This window comes from Blastococcus colisei (assembly GCF_006717095.1).
In the GTDB taxonomy this organism is placed as follows: Bacteria; Actinomycetota; Actinomycetes; order Mycobacteriales; family Geodermatophilaceae; genus Blastococcus_B; species Blastococcus_B colisei.
In genome coordinates, this window is sequence record NZ_VFQE01000001.1 from 126540 (window position 1) to 146647 (window position 20108).

Here is a 20108-nt window from a genome sequence, read left to right on the forward strand (position 1 = left end):
GCGTGGCGGTTATGGCCATAAACGCACCTGTGTGGCCCTCGATACATCGCTGTATCGGATACAGTTCTGCATCGTGATGGCTGACTCGCAGAGCCTGGACGCCACCGAGCGGCCGAGACGGCGCCGGGCGGAGACCGTCGAGCGCCTGCTCGACGCCGCGCTCGAGACCTTCGCCGACGTCGGGTTCGCCGCGGCCAGCGTCGAGGACATCTGCCGCCGCGGCGGCTTCACCCGCGGCGCCTTCTACTCCAGTTTCCGCACCAAGGACGAGCTGTTCGGGGCGCTGTTCGCACGGGAGACCGCACGCAACCTCGCGCTGGCCGAGCAGCAGCTGGTCGGCATCGAGCAGGAGTCCGACCCGGTCACCGCCGCCGTCGAGCGTTGCCTGTCCACCTTCCGCGCCGACCGCACCTGGGTGCTGGTCCTCACGGAGTACCGCCTGCACGCCGCCCGGCACGCCGAGGCGGCCGCCGCGCTGCTCGAGCACTCGGCGACCCTGCACGCCCGGCTCACCCAGCTCATCGACGACGGCGTCGCGCGGGCCCGCCTGCGGCTCACCCTCCCGGCGGACCGACTGGCCCGCATGGTCCTCGCGCTGCACGACGGCCTCGTGGTCGCGCAGGCCACCGACCCCGCCGGACGCGACGATGCGACCGACCTCGAGCGGACCGCCCTGCTCCTCCTGCTCCGTTCCGCCGTCACGTCGTCCTGATCCCTGCCCCCGACTTCGGAGAACTCCTTCCCATGGCAACCCTGCTCGCCCGGCTCGGCCGCGGCTCCTACCGCCACCGCGGCCTGGTCTCGGTGGCGTGGCTGGCCGTCCTCGGCGCCGTCGTCGCCCTCCTGCTCACCGTGGGCAGCAGCTTCGACGACGAGTTCACGATCCCCGGCTCGGAGTCGCAGGACGCCCTCGACCAGCTGGACGAGGCCTCTCCCGGCGCCGGTGGGGCGAGCGCCCAGATCGTCTTCGTCGCCCCCGACGGCGCCACCGTCGCCGACCCCGCGTTCGCCGCCGCCATCCAGGAGGTCGTGGCCACGGCCGCGGCCACCCGCCAGGTCGGCTCGGTGGCCGACCCCTTCCAGACCCGGGCGATCGCGCCCGACGGCGGCGCGGCGCTGGCCACCGTCTCCTTCGACGTGGAGCGCGAACTGCTGGACCCGGGGACGCTCGACGCCCTGCAGGAGACGACGACGGCCGCCGAGGAGGCCGGGCTCGAGGTCGCCGTCGGCGGCAACGCCTTCGGGACGACGGGCGTGGCGATCGGCGCCACCGAGTTCATCGGCGTAGCCGTGGCGGTGCTCGTGCTGGTGCTGACCTTCGGCTCGCTGCTGGCCGCCGGGATGAACCTGCTGATCGCGTTCATCGGCATCGCCATCGGCATGGGTGCGCTGCTGCTCACCTCGAACCTGGTGACGCTGTCCTCGTCGGCGCCCACGCTGGCGCTGATGATCGGCCTGGCGGTCGGTATCGACTACACGCTGTTCATCCTGTCCCGGCACCGCACCCAGCTGGCCGCGGGGATGGACCCCGAGGAGTCCGCGGCCCGGGCGGTCGGCACCGCCGGCTCCGCGGTCGTCTTCGCCGGGCTCACCGTGGTCATCGCCCTGTCGGGCCTGGCCGTCGTCGGGATCCCGTTCCTCACCGTGATGGGCGTCGGGGCGGCCTGCACCGTGCTGCTCGCCGTCCTGGTGGCGCTGACCTTGCTGCCCGCCCTCCTGGGCTTCGCCGGGAAGCGGCTGGCCCCGAAGCCGGGCTCCCGGGCCGAGCGACGCGAGCTGGCCGACGCCCAGGAGGGCACCGGCACCGGCGGCTCGATGGGCGCCCGCTGGACCCGGCTCGTCACCCGCCGGCCGCTGCTGACCGTCCTCGCCGTCCTGGCCGGTCTCGTGGTGCTCGCCATCCCGGCGCCGCAGCTGCAGCTCGCGCTCCCGGACAACTCCACCGCGGCGGAGGAGAGCCCGGAGCGGCAGGCCTACGACCTGATCAGCGAGAACTTCGGGCCCGGCCTCAACGGCCCGCTGGTGGTGCTGGTGGAGGGCCTCGACCCGGCCACCGCCGAGCGGTCCGTCGGCGCGATCGCCGCCGCCATCGGCGGCACGCCCACCGCCACTCCGGGCGAGTTCCAGGGCGGCCTGGACGACGTGGCCTACGCCCAGCCGACCCTGCTGCCCGACGGCACCACCGCGATCGTGACCGTGATCCCGGAGAGCGGCCCGCAGGAGGAGGCCACCAACGCGCTGGTCGGCGACATCCGCGACCTCGCACCGGAGCTGGAGGCGCAGACCGGTGCCGCCCTGGCGGTCACCGGGCAGACGGCGGTCGCCATCGACGTCTCCGACCGGCTGGGCCAGGCGCTGCTGCCCTTCGCCGTCGTGGTGGTGGGGCTGGCGCTGGTGCTGCTGCTCCTGGTCTTCCGCTCGATCCTCGTGCCGATCAAGGCCGCGGTCGGGTTCCTGCTGTCGGTGGCCGCCTCGTTCGGCGCGGTGGTCGCCGTCTTCCAGTGGGGCTGGTTCAGCGACCTGCTCGGCGTCCCCGCCACCGGCCCGGTGATCAGCTTCCTGCCGATCCTGCTGATGGCCGTCCTGTTCGGGCTGGCCATGGACTACGAGGTGTTCCTCGTGTCGCGGATGCGGGAGGAGTACGTGCACGGGGCCACCCCCCGCGAGGCCGTCGTCATCGGTGCCCGGCACGCCTCCCGGGTGGTCGTGGCGGCTGCGCTGATCATGTTCTCGGTCTTCGCCAGCTTCGTGACGATCGAGGACGTCATCGTGAAGGCGATCGCCCTGGGCCTGGCGGTCGGCATCCTCGTCGACGCCTTCCTGGTGCGGATGACGCTGGTGCCCGCCGTCCTTGCCCTGCTCGGCCGGTCGGCCTGGTGGCTGCCCCGCTGGCTGGACCGCATCCTTCCGGACCTCGACGTCGAGGGCGCCCATCTCGCTGCCGCGCCGGAGCCGGCCGCTCCCCGCCCGGCGGAGGCGCTCGCCGCGGGGCGCTGAACGCCTCTGGTCCGGACGGGTGACGCGTGCCGCCGTGATGACCGGCACGGGCGCCTTTCCCCGGCAGACTGACCGGCGTGAACGGTGAGGGCACCACGCAGGACTGGGACGCCTACCCGCCGCCGGGCTACGGCCCGCCGCCCGGCTACGGCCCGCCGCCGGGCTACGGCCCACCGCCGGGCTACGGCCCGCCCGGCTACGGCCCGCCCGGCTACGGCCCACCGCCGGGCTACGGCCCGCCGCCGGGCTACGGCCCGCCGCCCGGTTACGGCTACGGGATCCCTGGCACCTGGCCGTACGGGCCGGGACGACCGGGGGCCGCCACGGCAGCGGCCGTGCTCGGGTTCGTCACCGGAGCGCTCACGCTCCTGGTGTGCATGGTCGTCGTTCTCACGCTCGGGAGCGGAGACCACGACCCGTCGGCGCTGCTGATGCTGCTGGGCCTCCCGTGCGCGGTCGCCGTCATCGCCGGAGCGGCGGTCCTGCTGGGGCGTGGGTCCCCCGTGCTGCTGCTCCGCGGGGCCTTCGCGTCCGTGGCGGTGCTGGCCCTCGTCACGCTCGTCGGCACGGTCACCCTCGACGGCGGCGACCTCGGAGGCATGCTCATGGTCGTGGTGCTCGCCCTGCCGCTCCCGGTGCTGACGGCAGTCTTCGCCCGTCAGCCGCAGGTCCGTGGCTGGGCCGCCGCGGGCTGACCGCCTGCCGGCCCGGTCAGGACTCCCGGCGCGCCCGTCGCCGACGGCGCGACTTGTCGGCGTACATCGCGTCGTCGGCCTCGCGGACGACACCTTCGTAGACGTCGCTGGGGTGGTCCCCGCCGGCGACCGAGCCGATGCCGATGCTCAGCCCCACGGTGACCGTCGTCCCCTTGAGCACCAGCGGCTCGGTCACCTGCGCGCGCAGCCGTTCCGCGAGCACCTCCGCGTCGACCGGCTCGGTGTTCTCGCAGACGATGCTGAACTCGTCGCCGCCCAGCCGCGCCGCGGTGTCGCTGGCGCGCAGCACCGAGCGCAGGCGCTCGGCGAAGGTCACCAGAACCAGGTCGCCCATGGGGTGGCCGAGCTCGTCGTTGATCGCCTTGAACCCGTCGAGATCGATGATCAGCACGCAGGTCGGGGTGCTCTCCCGACGGCCTCGCTCGAGGGCGTGCCAGAGCCGGTCCTGGAACAGCAGGCGGTTCGGCAGCCCGGTGAGCGGGTCGTGCAGGGATCGGTGGACCAGCTGCGCCTCGAGAGCCTTGCGCTCGGTGATGTCCTCGACGATGAGCACCAGGTGGGCCGCCTGGCCGCCCGCCGTCTCCGGAACCCAGGAGCCGGTCACCTGGACGGGGAGCTCGGTGCCGTCGGCGTGGACGAGCCGGGTCTCGTGTCGCATCGGACGGGTGGGCTGGGCCGCGAGCGCGGCGTGCGCCGCGCGGGCCGTCGAAGCGGCATCCGGATGGACGGCCCCGAGGTAGGAGTGGCCGTAGAGGTCCTCCGCCGTCCGCCCGAGCATCGCGCAGAGCGCGGGATTGGCATCGACGAGCACGCCGGACGGGGTGGTCAGCGCGATGCCCATGGGGGCGTTGGCGAAAGCGCTCCGCCGGTCTGCCGGCGGCAGGGACACATCCACGTCGATCACCGATCACCTTCTTCCCCCACGTCCATCTTGCGCGCCCGGTACCCCGTTCCACCGGATAGACGTCACGGAACCGTTCCGCGTCACCCGCCAGGGTGTTCGCCGCGATCCCCGCCGAGAGGTGCAGGATGCGGGGGACCACTGACAGTCGAGGAGTTTCCGTGATCGAGTTCGACCTTGTGCTGCCCACGGCGGTCGACATCCGCGAGGTGGGCATGCGCGACGGTCTCCAGCTGGAGGCGCCCCTCCCCCTCGACGCCAAGCTCGCGATGCTCGACGCCCTGGTCGCCACGGGCGTCCGGCGGATCGAGGCCACGTCGTTCGTCTCCCCCAGGGCAGTTCCCGCCCTCGCCGACGCCGACCAGGTGGCCGCAGAGCTCTCCCGCTGGGGCGACGTGCACTGGTCGGCGCTGGTCGCCAACGCGCGCGGGGCGGTACGGGCGGTCGACGCCGGGGTGGCCCACCTCGAGTACGTCGTCTCGGCGTCGGACGGGCACAGCCGCGCCAACGCCGGCCGCCCCACGGCCGCCGCGGTGGGCGCGGTGGGCGAGATCGCCGGCCTCGCGCACGGTGCCGGCGGGTCGCTCGAGGTCATCATCGCCACCGCCTGGGACTGCCCCTTCGACGGACGGACGCCGATCCCGCGCACGGTGGACGTCGCCCGGGCCGCCGTCACGGCCGGTGCGGACCAGCTGTGCCTGGGCGACACCATCGGCACGACCACCCCGCTGCGCGTCGTCCAGCTGCTCGACGCCGTCCGGCGCGCCTGCCCCGGCGTGCCCGTCGGTGTGCACTTCCACGACACCCGCGGCACGGGGCAGGCGAACGCGCTCGCCGCGATCCAGGCCGGCGTGACCCAGCTGGACTCCTCCGTCGGCGGGCTCGGCGGCTGCCCGTTCGCGCCCGGTGCCAGCGGCAACATCGCCACCGAGGAGCTGGTCTACCTCCTCGAGGAGTCCGGCGTGCGCACGGGGCTGGACCTCGAGGCCGTCCTCGCCGCCGCCCGCATCACCGAGGACGCCGTCGGGCACGAGCTGCCCAGCTCCCTCTACCGCGCCGGCGGCCGCTCGGTCCCCCGGCCGGCGCCGGACGCCTCCTGATGGAGCAGGCGGCGTGATGGACCAGGTGGCACCGGACGGCGCCCCTCAGATCGTCGACCCGCGCCTGATGCGCGAGGTGCTCGGCCACTTCCCCTCCGGCGTCACGGTGCTGACCGCGGACACCGCAGACGGCCCGATCGGCTTCACCTGCCAGTCGTTCAGCTCGCTGTCGCTCGACCCGCCGCTGATCGCCTTCGCACCGGCGCGGACGTCACGGACCTGGCCGCAGCTGCGCGAGATCGGCCGGTTCTGCGTCAACGTCCTCGCCGAGGGGCAGGACGCCGTCTCGCAGAACTTCGCCCGCTCCGGGACCGACAAGTTCGACGGCGTCCCGTGGACCGCATCGCCGCACGGCTCGCCGGTGCTGGACGACGTCGTGGCCTGGATCGACGGCGAGCTCTGGGCGGAGTACGACGGCGGCGACCACACGATCGTCGTCGCCCGGGTTCTGGACCTCGGCTCGCATCCCGACCGGCGTCCCCTGCTGTTCCACCGCGGCTCCTACGGCCTGCTGCACCGCGACGACGCCTGATCCGGCTCCGGACGGGCGGATCTAGCCGAAGCGGACGGCGAGCAGCGCGACGTCGTCCCGGTGGTCCAGGGCCGCGCTGACCGCGGCGTCGCAGAGCTCCCGCGGCCCCGCGCCGACCGGTGCCGCGGCGATCCGCTCGCGCAGCTCGTGGATGCCCTGGTCCATGTCCTCGCCCGGGCGCTCGATGAGCCCGTCGGTGTAGGCGATGAGCGTCGAACCGGCAGGGACGTCGAGGACGACGGTCGAACGGTGGGCCTCCGCGTCCACGCCGACCAGCATCCCGGTGATCTCCTCGAGCACCCGTACGTCGCCGCCGGGTGACCGCAGCAGCGCCGGGGGATGGCCGGCGCTGGCCAGGTGCAGCCGCCACGGCGCTCCCGCCGTCTCGGGCCGGACCGCGCGGGCGTAGACCATGGTGGCGAGCGAGGCGACCCCCAGACCCTGGACCAGCCGGTCCACGCGCGCCAGCATCCGCCCCGGGTCGGCGTCCTCGGCGTCCCAGATGCAGGCCCGCAGGAGCCCGCGCAGGTGCCCCATCGCCGCGGCGGCGGCCACGTCGTGACCGACCACGTCCCCCACCACCATGCCGACGGAGTCGTCGGGCAGGTGCAGCAGGTCGTAGAAGTCGCCGCCCACGTCGGCCACCGACGAGGCACTGACGTAGTGGGCGGAGGCCACGATGCCCGGCACCTCGGGCAGGACCGGCAGCAGGGAGCGCTGCAGGGTATCGGCCACCGCGTGCTCCCGCTGGTAGAGCCGCACGTTGTCGATCGCCAGGGCGGCCCGCCCGGCGAGGTCCTCGAGGATCTCGACGTCGTCGCGGGTGAAGGCACGGTCGGCGGACGTCCGGACCAGAGCGATGGCGCCGAGCGTCCGGCGGCGGGCGAGCATGGGAACGGTCAGCACCGAGCTGCCGCCCAGCCGGTGGAAGGCCTCCCGCGCGGTCGGGGACGTGACGGCCTCCTCGAGGATCTCCGGCGTCACCTCCGCCAGCAGCACCGGTTGTGACGTCGAGATGCTCCGGCGGCTGGGCGACATGGCCGGCAGGTGCATCACGTGCTGGGCGGTGAACTCCCGCAGATCCGCCTCCCGGCCGTGGCGGTGGCGGGCGACGGCGTCGTGGATCTCGCCGTACTCGTCGAGCACCGTGACGTAGGCCCAGTCGGCGAGCCGGGGCACGCACAGGCCGGTCAGCCGGTCCAGGAGCTCGGACATGTCGAGCGTGGCGATCAGCGTGCTGGTGGCCTCGGCCATGAGCGCCAGCCGGCCCTGGGCGCGCTCCGCCGCTGCCTGGGCGTGCTCGGCATCCGTCTGCGCCTGCTCCGCCACCGAGCGGGCGAGCTCGGCCTCCTGCCGCGCGGCCTGCTCGGCCGCGAACGCCGCCTCCCGCTCCCGCTCCACCCGCACGCGCTCGGTGACGTCGGTCTGCACGCCCACGAAGCTGACCAGGTCGCCGTCCCCGTCGAACACCGGGCTGACCGACAGCTGGTTCCAGAACGCGGTGCCGTCCTTGCGGTAGTTCAGCAGCGTCGTGGTGACCGTCTCGCGCGCCTCGAGCCCCGCCCTGATCGTCGCCACCGCGTCGGCGGCGGTGGCCGGCCCCTGGAGGAACCGGCAGTTGCGCCCGATGACCTCGTCGGCCTCGTAGCCGGTGACCCGCGTGAACGACGGGTTGACCCAGACGAGCGGGTCGTCCGGCTGGCGGGGGTCGGTGATGGTGAAGGTGATGTCGGTGGCGATCACCGCCCGCTCCCGCAGCGCCTGCAGGTAGGCGTCCGGGTCGCCGCTCTGCTCCGGCGGGTCCAGGTGCAGGAAGACCACGAGGGAGAGCTGCTGGTCGCTCCCGGCCCGGGACAGCGGGAAACCGGTCACCCAGAGCAGCTGGTCACCGAGGCCGCCGGCGTCCGCGGCCCCCGCACGTCCGGGCTCGGTGCTCGTCCCGGGCGCCAGCCGCACGGCCTCGCCGGTGACCGGGCGCCCCTGGGCCACCGTCGACAGCGGCCCGCTGCTGGTCGCCAGCGGCCGGCCGGCCAGGTCGGTCAGACCCGCCGCCGCGCCCCAGGTGTCGATGTCCACGGGCAGCCCGACGTCGCCGGCCAGGTGCACCGCCGCGGTGTTGGCGTAGACGACGGAGCCGGCCTCCCGGTCGATGACCAGCACGGCGACCGGCACGTCGGCCAGGACGCCGGGAAGGCCGGCGTGCGCCGCCTTCCCGGAATCGGCGACGGCGGCGCTGGCGGCGGTGACGATGCCCACCTGCTGCCCGAGGTCTGCCTCGGGTGCGAGGGGAGTCCCGGAACGGTCACGCTCGGACGGCACGGAGGCCATCTAACCGTGTGCCACGTACCTGTCTCCACGGCTGTTGCTCCGCCCTGACCTGGGCTCCTGCCTGGGAGCGTGTGGCGGGACGTCGTCCGGGGAACGCCTGTCCCGGTCCGTTCGTCACCGGAGCGGACGCCGCGCTCCGCGGTCACGCCGAGAGGAACCACCATGGGACTGCTCGATCGCCTCTTCGGCCGCCATCCGCGCGGGGGCCCCCAGCAGCACGGCTCCGGTCAGTACGGGCAGCAGGCGTACGCACCGCAGCAGTACGGGCCGCCGGGCGGGCCGTCCGGCCGCCGCGAGCAGTTGCCCGACGACCAGGCGATCGCCCGGTACCGCTACCTGCTGCGCACGGCGCCGCCCGAGCAGATCGAGCAGGCCCACACCGAGGCGTTCGGCCAGCTCACCGTCGACCAGCGACAGCAGGTGCTGGCGCAGCTCGCGGCCGCCGTGCCCTCCGGTGAGCGGCCACGCACCGACGACCCCGAGACCCTCGCCCGGGTCGCCACCCGCGCCGAGATGCGGCAGCCCGGCACCCTCGAGCGGGCCCTCGGCGGCTACGGGCCCGGCTACGGCGGGGGCAATGGCGGTGCCTACGGCAGGGGCTACGGCGGGCCCGGGATGGGCAGCATGATCGGCGGCAGCCTCCTCGGCACCATCGGCGGGCTCGTGATCGGGACCGCCGTCGCCGACGCGCTGTTCGACTCCGGGATCGGTGACGGCGGCCTGTTCGGCGGAGGGGACGAGGAGGCCTACGCCCAGGGCTTCGAGGACGGCGCCGGCGACTACGGGGACGGCGGCGGCGACTTCGGCGGCGGGGACTTCGGGGGCGGGGACTTCGGGGGCGACTTCGGGGGCGGCGACTTCTGAGCCGTGGGCCGTCGCAGCAGGAGCAGCCCCAGCACCGGCAGGACCAGCGGCACGAAGTAGTAGCCACGGCCGTAGCCCGACCACACCGTCTCGTCGGGGAAGGCCGCCGGATCGGCGATCGAGAGCGTGCCGACGACGAGCACGCCGATCAGCTCCACCGTGATCGCCACCAGGGCGGTCCGCCGTCCGGCCACGCCGCCACGGACCAGCCCGACGGTGGCCACCACGTAGACCGCCGCAGCGAGCGCCGACAGCAGGTAGGCCACCGGTGCCTCGTCGAACCGGGTGGCCAGCTGTACTGCCGCCCGGGCGCCGGCAGCCAGTGCGAAGGTGCCGTAGACCGCCACCAGCACCCGCCCCGGGCCCGATGTCCCCGGGCCGCCACCGCTCTCGGCCGGCGCGCCCAGTGCGCGGTCCTCACGCACCGGTGGTCTCCCAGAGCTGCAGCAGCCGCCAGACCATGACGCCGACGACGGCACCGGCCACGGCGAGCACGGTGCCCGCCCAGCGGGTGCGCTCCGTCCGTGCCCACAGCACACCCGCGACCGGCACCAGCGCGACGCCGATGAGGTAGCTGAGGAACGTCGGGGTGTCCTCCGGGCTCTCGCCGCCCACGAGGGCCGCGACCGCGAGGGCGGCCTGGAGCAGGAGCAGTGCCTCCAGCAGCCCGGCAGCGGCCAGGTGCAGCAGGCCGATGCGCCGGTGGGCGAGCGTGGAGAGCAGTCCGAGCAGCGTCACGACCACCGCCACCACCGTGATCGTGCCCACGAGGAACGGCGTCACCGGTGTCGATCCGCGAGGAGGAGGCTGGCCTGCACGGGGCCCATCCTCTCCCGCTCGCTGCCGCGACCGTCGCAGGCCCGGCGGGCAGTGCTGCGGGACGGCCACCTGATCGCCGTTCCGTGGAATTGACCGTAACTACCGAGTAACCCCTACGGCGCAGCCTCGTTGTCCGGTCACGTCCGCCGCCGTGACCCCCGCGAGGAGCGCCATGAACCCGTCGTCCCGTCGTCTGCTCGGGGTGGTGTCCGGCGCCGTCGTCGCCGGCGCCCTCCTCGCCGCGCCCGCCCACGCAGCGCCGTCCGATCCGCTCGCTCCCGTGCAGGACTTCCTCGCCGGCCAGCTCGAGGGGTTGGCCGGCGCGGCGCGGGCGACGGTGCTGGTGCACGGCACCGGCATCGACGCCGCCCGGGCCGCGGTCGACGCGACCGGGATGCGGGCGGTGACGGAGTTCGAGCGGATCGGCGTCGTCGTGGCGTCGGGCACCGCCGACCAGATCGAAGCGGCGCGGACCGAGCCGGGGGTCACCTACCTCGAGGGCAACACCCCCATCGCCTTCACGCAGGAGACGTCGAACACCGCCACCCGCGGCGCCGAGGCCGTGGCCACCCTGACCGGCGCGAACGGCTCGGCGCTGGACGGCAGCGGCGTCTCGGTGGCCGTCATCGACTCCGGCGTCGACCCGACGCACCCCTACTTCCGCAATCCGGACGGCAGCAGCGCCGTCGTCGCGAACCTGAAGAGCCTGTGCCTGGTGGAGTCCGACACCGGCACCGACTGCGTCGTGGAAGTCCCCACCGTCGTCGACACCGACACGATCTCCGGTGGGGGGCACGGCACGCACGTCAGCGGCATCGTCGCCGGCCGGCCGACGGCTCTGGGCGACGGGGGCTCACTGCAGGGCGCCGCGCCCGGCGCGAGCCTGGTGTCCATCTCCACCGGTGCGGTGCTGCTGATCGTGGGCGCCGACTCCGCGCTCAACTGGGTGCTGGAGAACCACCAGGCGCCGTGCGGCGAGGGCGTCCCCGCCGCGGAGTGCCCGCCCATCAAGGTCACCAACAACTCCTACGGCCCGGTGGGCGGCGGCGAGTTCGACCCGAACTCGGCCACGGTCAAGCTCCAGCGCGCGCTGGCCGCCGAGGGCGTCGTCACCGTCTGGGCCGCCGGCAACGACGGCGGCGACGGGTCGGCGTCGGTCACCAACCCGTCCGGCCAGGACCCGACCGGCGGCATCCTCTCGGTGGCCTCCTACTACGACCAGGACACCGGCACCCGGGACGGCGTGGTCAGCGAGTACTCCTCGCGCGGCGACTCGTCCGACCCCTCGACGTGGCCGGACCTCTCCGCCCCCGGCGAGAACATCACGTCGGCCTGCCGGCTCTACCTGCCGATCTGCGCCACCGGCCTGGACCCGCGCAACGGCCCGGGCCTGCTCGACGCCGGCACGTTCAACACCATCAGCGGGACGTCGATGGCCGCGCCGCACGTCGCCGGCATCGTCGCCCAGCTCTTCCAGGCCGACCCGACGGCGACCCCCGCCGAGATCGAGGCGGCGCTGAAGGGCACCACGCACCGGTACTCCGACGGCGCCGCCTACCAGACGGTCGGCGGGTACACGACGTCCTACGACAAGGGCACCGGCCTGGTGGACGTCGTGGCCGCGGCGCAGTCCCTCACCGGAACGTCCGAGGGACAGCAGGGACGGCGTCCGGTCACCGGACCCAGGAAGCGGCGCTGACCGCCGCGTTCCACGTGGAACACCGGCCCGGGGTGGGTGAGCTGCGCCACCCCGGGCCGTCCCGGCGTCGCGTTCGGTGAGTGGCGGGAGTTAGATCAGTACGTATGTGCGGCCTCTGCGGCGAGATCACTTTCGACGGGTCCCTGGCCGACACGACCGCGGTCGCCCGCATGGTCGAGTCCCTCGTACCCCGCGGCCCCGACGGTCAGGGGCTCGCGAGCAACGGCCGGGTGGCCTTCGGGCACCGCCGGCTGTCGGTCATCGACCTCTCCACCTGCGGTTCCCAGCCGATGGTGGACAACGAGCTCGGGCTGACCGCCGTCTTCAACGGCTGCATCTACGACTACCAGGAACTGCGGGCCGAGCTCGAGGGCCACGGCTACCGCTTCTTCTCGCACAGCGACACCGAGGTGATCCTCAAGGGCTATCACCACTGGGGCACCGACGTCGTCTCCCACCTGCACGGGATGTTCGCGTTCGTGATCCACGAGCGGGACACCGGCCGGCTGGTCATGGCCCGCGACCGGCTGGGCATCAAGCCGCTCTACCTGGCCGAGACGCCGGGTAAGCGGCTCCGGTTCGCCTCGACCCTCCCCGCGCTGCTGAAGGGCGGCGGGATCGACACCTCGATCGACCCGGTCGCCCTGCACCACTACCTGACCTGGCACGCCGTCGTCCCGGCGCCGCGCACCATCCTGAACGGCGTCCGCAAGCTCCCCCCGGCCACCGTGCGGGTGGTGGAGTCCGACGGGTCGAGCACCGAGCAGCGTTACTGGGAACCGCGCTACGAGCGCCGTCCCGAGCAGCGGAACTGGTCGCCCCGTGACTGGGAGGACGCCGTCGAGGAGGCGCTGCGGGTCGCCGTCCGCCGGCGCCTGGTCGCCGACATCCCGGTCGGCGTGCTGCTGTCCGGCGGCCTGGACTCCAGCCTGATCGTCGGACTGCTCGCCCAGGCCGGGCAGGCCGGCCTGGCCACCTACTCCATCGGCTTCGAGTCCGTGGGCGGACGGGAGGGCGACGAGTTCGCCTACTCCGACGTCATCGCCGACCACTTCGGCACCGACCACCACCGCATCCGGGTGACCTCCGACGAGCTGTCGGCGGCGCTCGGGCACGCGATCGGAGCCATGGCCGAGCCGATGGTGAGCCACGACGTCGTCGCCTTCGACCTGCTCAGCGAGCGGGTGAGCGAGACGATCCGCGTGGTCCAGTCCGGGCAGGGCGCCGACGAGGTGTTCGCCGGCTACCACTGGTATCCCCCGCTGGCCGGCGCCGGGCGCGAGGAGGCCGTGGAGAAGTACGCGAAGGCGTTCTTCGACCGCGACCACGCGGCCATGGGGCGCGTCGTCGCCGACCGGTACGCGCTGGACTCCGACCCGAGCCTGGCCTTCGTCCGCGACCACATGTCGCGCCCCGGAGCCGAGACGGCCGTCGACGCCGCGCTGCGTCTGGACAGCGAGGTCATGCTCGTCGACGACCCGGTGAAGCGGGTCGACAACATGTCCATGGCCTGGGGCCTGGAGGCGCGGGTGCCGTTCCTCGACCACGACCTGGTCGAGCTCGCCGCGCTCTGCCCGCCGGAGCTGAAGCTGGCCGACGGCGGCAAGGGGATCCTCAAGGCGATCGGCCGGCGGATCATCCCGCCGGAGGTCATCGACCGGCCGAAGGGCTACTTCCCGGTGCCGGCGATCACCCACCTCGAGGGCAAGGTGCTGGGTCTCGTGAAGGACGCTCTGGCTTCCGAGGCGGCCCGGGAGCGCGGGCTGTTCCGGCCGGAGTACGTTGCGGAGCTGCTCGCCGACCCCAACGGCGAGCTCACCCCGCTGCGCGGCAACAAGCTCTGGCAGCTCGGGCTGCTCGAGCTCTGGCTGCAGACCCACGCGGTCTGACCCCCCGTGGCTCCCCCACGTGTCGCCGGCCACCGCCGCCGCACGCCCGTGACGCCCACCCCCGTGCTGACCAGCCGGTCCTGGCACGAGCCGTCCGCCCACGAGATCGAGGGCATGGGCGCCGACGTCGTCCTCGACCTCGGCTGGGGCCAGCTCGTCTTCGGGCAGACGTTCCGGGACCTGCGCGGCATCGTCGACGTGCTGCGCGGCGAGGAGACCGGCCGGCGCGACATCTGCGTCTACCCGCGCGACCCGCAGGTGCTGGTGGGGATGGCACCCGACGAGCTGTTCATCGACCCGTCGCTCACCTACCGGCTCTACCTGCACCGGTACCGCCCCCGGCCCGAGGTCATCCGCGGCGTCTTCGTGCGCACGGTGACGTCCGAGGCCGAGATGGGGGAGATCAACGACCTCTACGCCCGCAACGGGATGGTCCCGGCCGATACGGCGACCATGTGGGCCAACCACCGGACCCGCACCTTCACCTACCTGGTCGCCGAGGACACCCGGACCGGGAAGATCGTCGGGACCGTGACCGGCGTCGACCACGCGCTGGCGTTCGGCGACCCCGAGGGCGGGACCAGCCTCTGGTGCCTGGTCGCCGACAAGCAGGACGCGCCCGCGGGCACGGGCGAGGCCCTCGCGCGGGTCCTGGTCGAGCGGTACGTGGCGCGCGGCCGCGCCTATCTCGACCTCTCGGTGATGCACGACAACACCCCGGCCATCAAGCTCTACCGCAAACTGGGCTTCGCCCGGGTGCCCGCGGTCTGCGTCAAGCGCAAGAACCCGATCAACACTCCGCTGTTCGCCTCGCGGCCGCCCGGGCTGGAGAAGCTCAACCCGTACGCGCTGATCATCGCCGAGGAGGCACTGCGGCGGGGGATCCGGGTCGAGGTCACCGACGCCGAGTGGGGCGAGATGCGGCTGACCGTCGGCGGGCGGACGGTGCTCACCCGCGAGTCGCTGTCGGAGTTCACCACCGCCGTGGCCCTGAGCCGCTGCGACGACAAGCGGGTGACCCGGCGCATCATGCGGCGCGCCGGTGTCCGCGTGGCCCGGGGTGCCGTCGCCTGCGAGGGCGACCTCGGCGACGCCCGCGCACTCCTGGCCGACGTCGGCGCGGTGGTCGTGAAGCCGGCCCGCGGTGAGCAGGGGCGCGGGATCACCGTCGGGGTGTCCGACGACGCCGGCCTGGAGCGGGCCGTGGCGCACGCCCTGCAGTTCTGTCCCGACGTCCTCGTGGAGGAGCTGGTCGCTGGCGAGGATCTGCGGGTCGTCGTCATCGACCGGCAGGTCGTCGCCGCCGCCGTCCGGCGCCCGGCGGAGGTGGTCGGCGACGGGCAGCACCCGGTGGTGGACCTGGTGAAGGCGACGAGCCGGCGCCGCGAGCGGGCCACCGGCGGCGAGTCGAGCATCCCGCTGGACGACACCACCGCCGAGGTGGTCGCCGCGGCGGGCTACGGCATGGACGACGTCCCGCCGCACGGCGAGCGAGTGCCCGTCCGGCGGACGGCGAACTTGCACACCGGCGGCACGATCGAGGACGTCACCGACCGGCTGCACCCGGAGATCGCCGAGGCCGCCGTCCGAGCCGCCGAGTCACTGGGCATCCCGGTCACGGGCGTCGACTTCCTGGTCCCCGCCGTCGACCGCCCCGACTACGTGTTCATCGAGGCCAACGAGCGGCCGGGGCTGGCCAACCACGAGCCGCAGCCGGTGGCCGAGCGGTTCGTCGACCTGCTGTTCCCCGAGACCCGCCGCCGCTGACCTCCGCCGGCGCCCAGGCATAGGTACCTATACATGCGTCTGCGGCCCCAGAACGCATGCATAGGTACCTATGCCCAGGTGGTCAGAGGCCGAGTTCGGCGCGGATCTCGTCGCTGTGCTGGCCGGGTGCGGGCACCGTGCCGACCGAGCCGGGGGTCGCGGAGAAGCGGGGGGCGACGTCGGGCTGCACGACCCCGTCGACCTCGGTGAACACGCGCCGCTCGCGGATGTGCTCGTCGCGGGTGGCCTCCAGCAGTGACCAGACCGGCGCGACGCAGGCGTCGGTGCCGGAGAACTCGGCCCACCATTCGTCCCGCGTGCGGGCGGCGAAGAGGTCGGTGAAGCGCTCCCGCAGGGCCGGCCACTGGCGCGGGTCGTTCCGATCGGGCAGCGTCTCGTCGCCGGCCACTCCGAGCCCGTCCAGCAGCGCGGCGTAGAACTGCTCCTCGAGCGCCCCGACGGCGAGGAACCGCCCGTCGGCACACCGGTAGACGTCATAGAACGGGGCGCCGGTGTCGAGCAGGTTCACCCCACGTCGGTCACGCCACACGCCGGCGTCGAGCATGCCGTGGATCATCGTGGTGAGCACGGCGGTGCCGTCGACGATGGCGGCGTCCACGACCTGGCCCTCCCCGGTCGTCCGGGCGTGCAGCAGGGCGGCCAGGGCGCCCAGGGCGAGGAACACTCCCCCGCCGCCGAAGTCGCCCAGCAGGTTCATCGGCGGCGCCGGCCGCTCGTCGGGCCGCCCGGTGGCGCCCAGCGCCCCGGTCAGCGCGATGTAGCCGATGTCGTGGCCCGCGGTGCTTGCGAGCGGCCCGGTCTGCCCCCACCCGGTCATCCGGCCGTAGACCAGCGACGGCTTCAGCGCCAGCAGGTCGTCGGGCCCGAGTCCCAGGCGCTCCATGACTCCGGGCCGGAAACCCTCGAGCAGGACGTCGGCCCGCTCGACCAGCGCCCGGACGACCTCGACGTCGGCGGGATCCTTGAGGTCGAGGGCGATGGAGCGCTTGCCGCGGTCGAGGAGCGACGTCGCCCCCAGCGACCCGAGCATGCCGCCGCGGGCGCCCCGGCGGTCGATCCGGACGACGTCGGCCCCCAGGTCGGCCAGGAGCATGCCGCAGAACGGACCCGGCCCCAGCCCGGCGAACTCCACCACCCGCACGCCCTGCAGCGGTCCCACGCCGATTCCCTCCCCGGTGTGGGGCCGCCGTCGTGCGACCCTCTCGGGGGCATGCTGCCCGACGCGATCACGGGTCCGGACAGAGGGAGGGCGCGGCGCCGATGGCGTACCTGCTGGCGGCGCTGGGTGGTGCCCTCGGCGCGCTGGCGCGCTGGGCGGTCGCCGAGGTGCTGCCCTCCCCCGCCGGTTGGCCGTGGGCCACGCTGCTGGTCAACCTGACCGGTTGCTTCCTGCTCGGCGCCCTGCTCGCCGTCCTCGCCACGCGGTCCTCGGAGCCGTCCTGGACGCGTCCGTTCCTCGGGGTCGGCGTGCTCGGTGGCTACACGACGTACTCCACCTTCGCGGTCGAGGTGGTCGACCTGCTCGACGACGGGGCCCTCGCCCTGGCCGTCGGCTACGTGCTCCTGTCGACGCTCGGTGGCGTGGCCGCCGTCGCTCTCGGCGCGGTGGCGGCACGGCGGGCGGCTCGGTGACGCCGCTGCTGGTGGTCATGGGTGCCGCCGCGGGGGCTCCGCTGCGGCTGCTCGCGACCAGGCTGGCTGCGCGCCGGGACGGCGACCCCGCGCGCGGCACGCTCGCGGTCAACGTGGTGGGCAGCGCCCTGCTGGGGGTCCTGCTCGGCCTGGCCGACCTCTCCCCCGCCGTCCTGGCGCTGGTCGGCACCGGCTTCTGCGGGACGCTCACCACCTTCTCGACCTTCGGCGCCGACGTCGTCCGGCTGCTCGAGGAGCGGGCGCTCGCGCGGGCGCTGGGTTATCTCGCGGCCACCCTCGTGCTCGGACTGGGGGTGGCGGCGGCCGGCTACGCACTGACCGCATCCTGATCGGCGACGTGCCGGGGCCGGAGGGCGGGACCGGCGGCGGCTCAGTAGGGTCGGGGGCGGTATGGCGGACAACGACGGGGACGACGGCACGGGCGACGGCGTGGGGGCGGACAGCCCCGTGGTCGTCGTCGCGAACCGGCTGCCGGTCGACCAGGTCACCGGGGCCGACGGCGAACCGCGATGGCAGCGCAGCCCCGGCGGGCTCGTCACCGCGCTGGAACCGTTCGTCGCGGGCCGCGGCGGGGCCTGGGTCGGCTGGTCGGGCTCGGCCGGCGAGGCGCCCGAGCCCTTCGAGTCCGGTGGCATGTCGCTGATCCCGGTCGCCCTCACCGACGACGAGGTGGACCGCTACTACGAGGGCATGTCCAACGCCTCGCTGTGGCCGCTCTACCACGACGTCGTCGAAAAGCCCGAGTACCACCGGAACTGGTGGGACACCTACGTCCAGGTCAACAAGCGCTTCGCCCAGCGGGCCGCGGAGGTGGCCGCGGAGAACGCGATCGTGTGGGTGCACGACTACCAGTTGCAGCTGGTCCCCGCGCTCCTGCGCCAGCAGCGGCCGGACCTGACGATCGGGTTCTTCCTGCACATCCCCTTCCCGCCCTACGAGCTGTTCACCCAGCTGCCCTGGCGCTCGGCGATCGTCGAAGGTCTGCTCGGCGCCGACCTCGTCGGCTTCCAGCGGCCCGCCGCGGCGCAGAACTTCGTCCAGCTCGCCCGGCGGCTGCACGACCTGCCGGCCCGCGGTCAGGTGGTCGAGTACGACGGCCGTACCGTCGCCGCCCGGGCCTTCCCCATCTCCATCGACGTGGCGGCCTTCGACGAGCTGGCTCGCTCCCCCGAGGTCCTCGCGCGGGCGAAGGAGATCCGCGAGGAGCTCGGCAGCCCGTCCACGATCATCCTGGGCGTCGACCGGCTCGACTACACCAAGGGGATCGGCGTCCGCCTGGAGGCCTTCGAGGAGCTGCTCGAGGACGGCGCCGTCGAGGCGCCCGACACCGTGCTGGTCCAGGTCGCCACGCCCAGCCGCGAGCGCGTCGAGCACTACGTCCACATGCGGGAGACCATCGAGCAGCAGGTCGGCCACATCAACGGGGTCTTCGGCTCGATCGCCGGGCCGGCGGTGCACTACTTCAACCAGTCGATGCCGCGGGAGGAGCTGGCCGCTCTCTACCGCGCCGCCGACGTGATGCTGGTGACCCCGTACCGCGACGGGATGAACCTCGTCGCCAAGGAGTACGTCGCCGCCCGCGGCGACCTGGGCGGAGCCCTGGTGCTCTCGGAGTTCGCGGGCGCCGCCGCCGAGCTCAAGCAGGCGTTCCTGGTCAACCCGCACGACATCGCCGGTGTGAAGAGCCAGCTGCTCCGGGCGCTGCGCATGGAACCGGCCGAGGGAGCCAAGCGCATGCGCGCGATGCGCAGGCACCTGTTCAAGAACGATCTGGACCACTGGGCCAGCTCCTTCTTCGAGGCTCTGCGCAGCCAGGCCTCCGGCCAGCCGACCGGCCGCGCGGCGGGCCGGGAATCGGCTCCCTTGTCGGCGGGGCGCGGCGGGGCGCAGGGGTGAGCGGCCTGCCTCCGGATCTCGACGCGGCACTCGTTGCATTCGGGAGCCGGCGGCCGCTCCTGGTCGCGAGCGACTACGACGGCGTCCTGGCCCGGCTGCGCGACGACCCGTCGGCCGCCGTCCCGGAGGCGGGGGTCGCCGAGGTGCTGGCCCGGCTGGTCGACGCCGACCGCGTGACGGTGGCTCTGGTCAGCGGCCGGGGCGTCGCCGACCTGCGGACGACGAGCGGGCTGTCCGGCCCCTTCCGGTGGGTGGGCAGTCACGGGGCCGAGTTCGACGGTCCCCTCACCGGCGAGCTCGCCGCCCGACGCGACGCACTGGTCACCCAACTCGCGCCGGTCGTCGCCCGCGTTGCCGGGGCCCGGCTCGAGGTCAAGCCGGCGAGCGTCGCGGTCCACGTTCGACCGGTTCCTGATCGCGTTGCCGCCGCCGCGCTGCTCGATGAGGTGCGCACGCTCGCAGATTCGTCACTGACGATGAAGCCCGGCAAGGACGTGCTCGAACTGGCCGTCACCGACGCCGACAAGGGCAGTGCCCTCCTCCGCCTGGCCGGCGAGCTCGGCGCCGCCGCCACCGTCTACCTCGGCGACGACGTCACCGACGAGGACGCCTTCCGTGCGCTCGGCGCCTCGGACGTCACGATCAAGGTCGGCGATGGCGAGACCGACGCCCGCCACCGGGTGCCCGACACGGCCGGTGCCCTCGCCGTCCTGGAGCGGCTGGCGGACCTGCTCGACGCCTGAGGCAATCAAGTTGCGCGTGAGGGTGTCGTCGATGACGTGCGTCCCGCGCTCAGGTCGCCGCCCTGCCGTTGTCGACAATCGGTGGGCTCCGTCGCTTTCTCCCAGGTCGCTGGCTTTCTGCGCCGTTTCTCGGCTCGAGTCATGGCCGGCGGAAGTCGACAAAAAGTTAGGCGAAAAGCGCTG

The 20108-nt window shown here is 73.7% G+C and carries 18 protein-coding genes; 13 read left to right on the forward strand and 5 right to left on the reverse strand.

Annotation, left to right across the window (positions count from 1 at the left end; genetic code table 11):
* The first annotated feature begins 76 nt into the window (after positions 1 to 76).
* The 3 genes from FHU33_RS00605 (at position 77) to FHU33_RS25265 (ending at position 3692) form a co-directional block, all read left to right on the forward strand.
* Complete coding sequence (locus FHU33_RS00605) at positions 77 to 712, forward strand: TetR/AcrR family transcriptional regulator (RefSeq protein ID WP_170182271.1); 636 nt, start codon at positions 77 to 79, stop codon at positions 710 to 712.
* A gap of 32 nt (positions 713 to 744) precedes the next feature.
* On the forward strand, positions 745 to 2997 hold the full coding sequence (locus FHU33_RS00610; RefSeq protein ID WP_142023610.1) for an MMPL family transporter: 2253 nt from the start codon (positions 745 to 747) through the stop codon (positions 2995 to 2997).
* Between the two features lie 77 nt (positions 2998 to 3074).
* Positions 3075 to 3692 (forward strand): hypothetical protein, encoded by a 618-nt coding sequence (locus FHU33_RS25265; RefSeq protein ID WP_211354949.1) that lies wholly within the window; start codon positions 3075 to 3077, stop codon positions 3690 to 3692.
* A gap of 16 nt (positions 3693 to 3708) precedes the next feature.
* Here the strand turns inward: FHU33_RS25265 and FHU33_RS00620 are convergent, their stop codons facing one another.
* Entirely contained in the window at positions 3709 to 4617 is a 909-nt protein-coding gene (locus FHU33_RS00620) for a GGDEF domain-containing protein (protein ID WP_142023611.1), read from the reverse strand.
* 158 nt (positions 4618 to 4775) lie between these two features.
* Here FHU33_RS00620 and FHU33_RS00625 point away from each other — a divergent pair, with 158 nt between their 5' ends.
* Entirely contained in the window at positions 4776 to 5714 is a 939-nt protein-coding gene (locus FHU33_RS00625; protein ID WP_211354950.1) for a hydroxymethylglutaryl-CoA lyase, read from the forward strand.
* A gap of 16 nt (positions 5715 to 5730) precedes the next feature.
* A complete protein-coding gene (locus tag FHU33_RS00630; protein WP_211355199.1) occupies positions 5731 to 6246 on the forward strand; it encodes a flavin reductase family protein in 516 nt (171 codons plus the stop codon).
* A 21-nt stretch (positions 6247 to 6267) separates the two neighbouring features.
* On the opposite strand, the gene FHU33_RS00635 is transcribed toward FHU33_RS00630, so the two are convergent.
* Positions 6268 to 8574 carry a SpoIIE family protein phosphatase gene (locus FHU33_RS00635; RefSeq protein ID WP_142023613.1) on the reverse strand — a complete coding sequence of 769 codons (2307 nt, stop codon included), beginning with the start codon at positions 8572 to 8574 and terminating at the stop codon, positions 6268 to 6270.
* Positions 8575 to 8736: 162 nt separating this feature from the next.
* Between FHU33_RS00635 and FHU33_RS00640 the strand changes: the two genes are divergently transcribed.
* On the forward strand, positions 8737 to 9438 hold the full coding sequence (locus FHU33_RS00640) for a hypothetical protein (protein WP_142023614.1): 702 nt from the start codon (positions 8737 to 8739) through the stop codon (positions 9436 to 9438).
* Here FHU33_RS00640 and FHU33_RS00645 read toward each other — a convergent pair.
* Together FHU33_RS00645 and FHU33_RS24700 are read right to left on the reverse strand one after the other, a co-directional pair.
* Positions 9354 to 9863 (reverse strand): hypothetical protein, encoded by a 510-nt coding sequence (locus FHU33_RS00645; RefSeq protein WP_246063179.1) that lies wholly within the window; start codon positions 9861 to 9863, stop codon positions 9354 to 9356. The genes FHU33_RS00640 and FHU33_RS00645 overlap by 85 nt on opposite strands.
* On the reverse strand, positions 9856 to 10221 hold the full coding sequence (locus FHU33_RS24700) for a hypothetical protein (RefSeq protein ID WP_170182260.1): 366 nt from the start codon (positions 10219 to 10221) through the stop codon (positions 9856 to 9858). Before FHU33_RS24700 ends, FHU33_RS00645 begins: the two co-directional genes overlap by 8 nt.
* A 208-nt stretch (positions 10222 to 10429) precedes the next feature.
* Between FHU33_RS24700 and FHU33_RS00655 the strand changes: the two genes are divergently transcribed.
* The 3 genes from FHU33_RS00655 (at position 10430) to ngg (ending at position 15612) form a co-directional block, all read left to right on the forward strand.
* The gene (locus tag FHU33_RS00655; protein ID WP_142023616.1) at positions 10430 to 11956 is read left to right on the forward strand and encodes a S8 family serine peptidase; all 1527 of its coding nucleotides are present in this window, start codon (positions 10430 to 10432) and stop codon (positions 11954 to 11956) included.
* A 104-nt stretch (positions 11957 to 12060) separates the two neighbouring features.
* Positions 12061 to 13845, forward strand: a complete 1785-nt coding sequence (locus tag FHU33_RS00660; protein WP_142023617.1) for an N-acetylglutaminylglutamine amidotransferase — start codon at positions 12061 to 12063, stop codon at positions 13843 to 13845.
* 48 nt (positions 13846 to 13893) lie between these two features.
* Positions 13894 to 15612, forward strand: coding sequence for an N-acetylglutaminylglutamine synthetase (gene ngg / locus FHU33_RS00665; RefSeq protein ID WP_246063180.1), 1719 nt, complete (start codon positions 13894 to 13896; stop codon positions 15610 to 15612).
* 82 nt (positions 15613 to 15694) lie between these two features.
* Here the strand turns inward: ngg and FHU33_RS00670 are convergent, their stop codons facing one another.
* Positions 15695 to 16792 (reverse strand): CaiB/BaiF CoA transferase family protein, encoded by a 1098-nt coding sequence (locus FHU33_RS00670; RefSeq protein ID WP_211354952.1) that lies wholly within the window; start codon positions 16790 to 16792, stop codon positions 15695 to 15697.
* A gap of 101 nt (positions 16793 to 16893) precedes the next feature.
* Here FHU33_RS00670 and crcB point away from each other — a divergent pair, with 101 nt between their 5' ends.
* The 4 genes from crcB (at position 16894) to otsB (ending at position 19925) form a co-directional block, all read left to right on the forward strand.
* The gene (crcB, locus tag FHU33_RS00675; protein WP_142023618.1) at positions 16894 to 17265 is read left to right on the forward strand and encodes a fluoride efflux transporter CrcB; all 372 of its coding nucleotides are present in this window, start codon (positions 16894 to 16896) and stop codon (positions 17263 to 17265) included.
* Complete coding sequence (locus FHU33_RS00680) at positions 17262 to 17615, forward strand: fluoride efflux transporter FluC (protein ID WP_170182272.1); 354 nt, start codon at positions 17262 to 17264, stop codon at positions 17613 to 17615. Before crcB ends, FHU33_RS00680 begins: the two co-directional genes overlap by 4 nt.
* 61 nt (positions 17616 to 17676) lie before the next feature.
* On the forward strand, positions 17677 to 19182 hold the full coding sequence (locus FHU33_RS25270; protein WP_246063181.1) for an alpha,alpha-trehalose-phosphate synthase (UDP-forming): 1506 nt from the start codon (positions 17677 to 17679) through the stop codon (positions 19180 to 19182).
* Positions 19179 to 19925, forward strand: a complete 747-nt coding sequence (gene otsB / locus FHU33_RS25275; RefSeq protein WP_246063182.1) for a trehalose-phosphatase — start codon at positions 19179 to 19181, stop codon at positions 19923 to 19925. Before FHU33_RS25270 ends, otsB begins: the two co-directional genes overlap by 4 nt.
* Positions 19926 to 20108 lie beyond the last annotated feature (183 nt).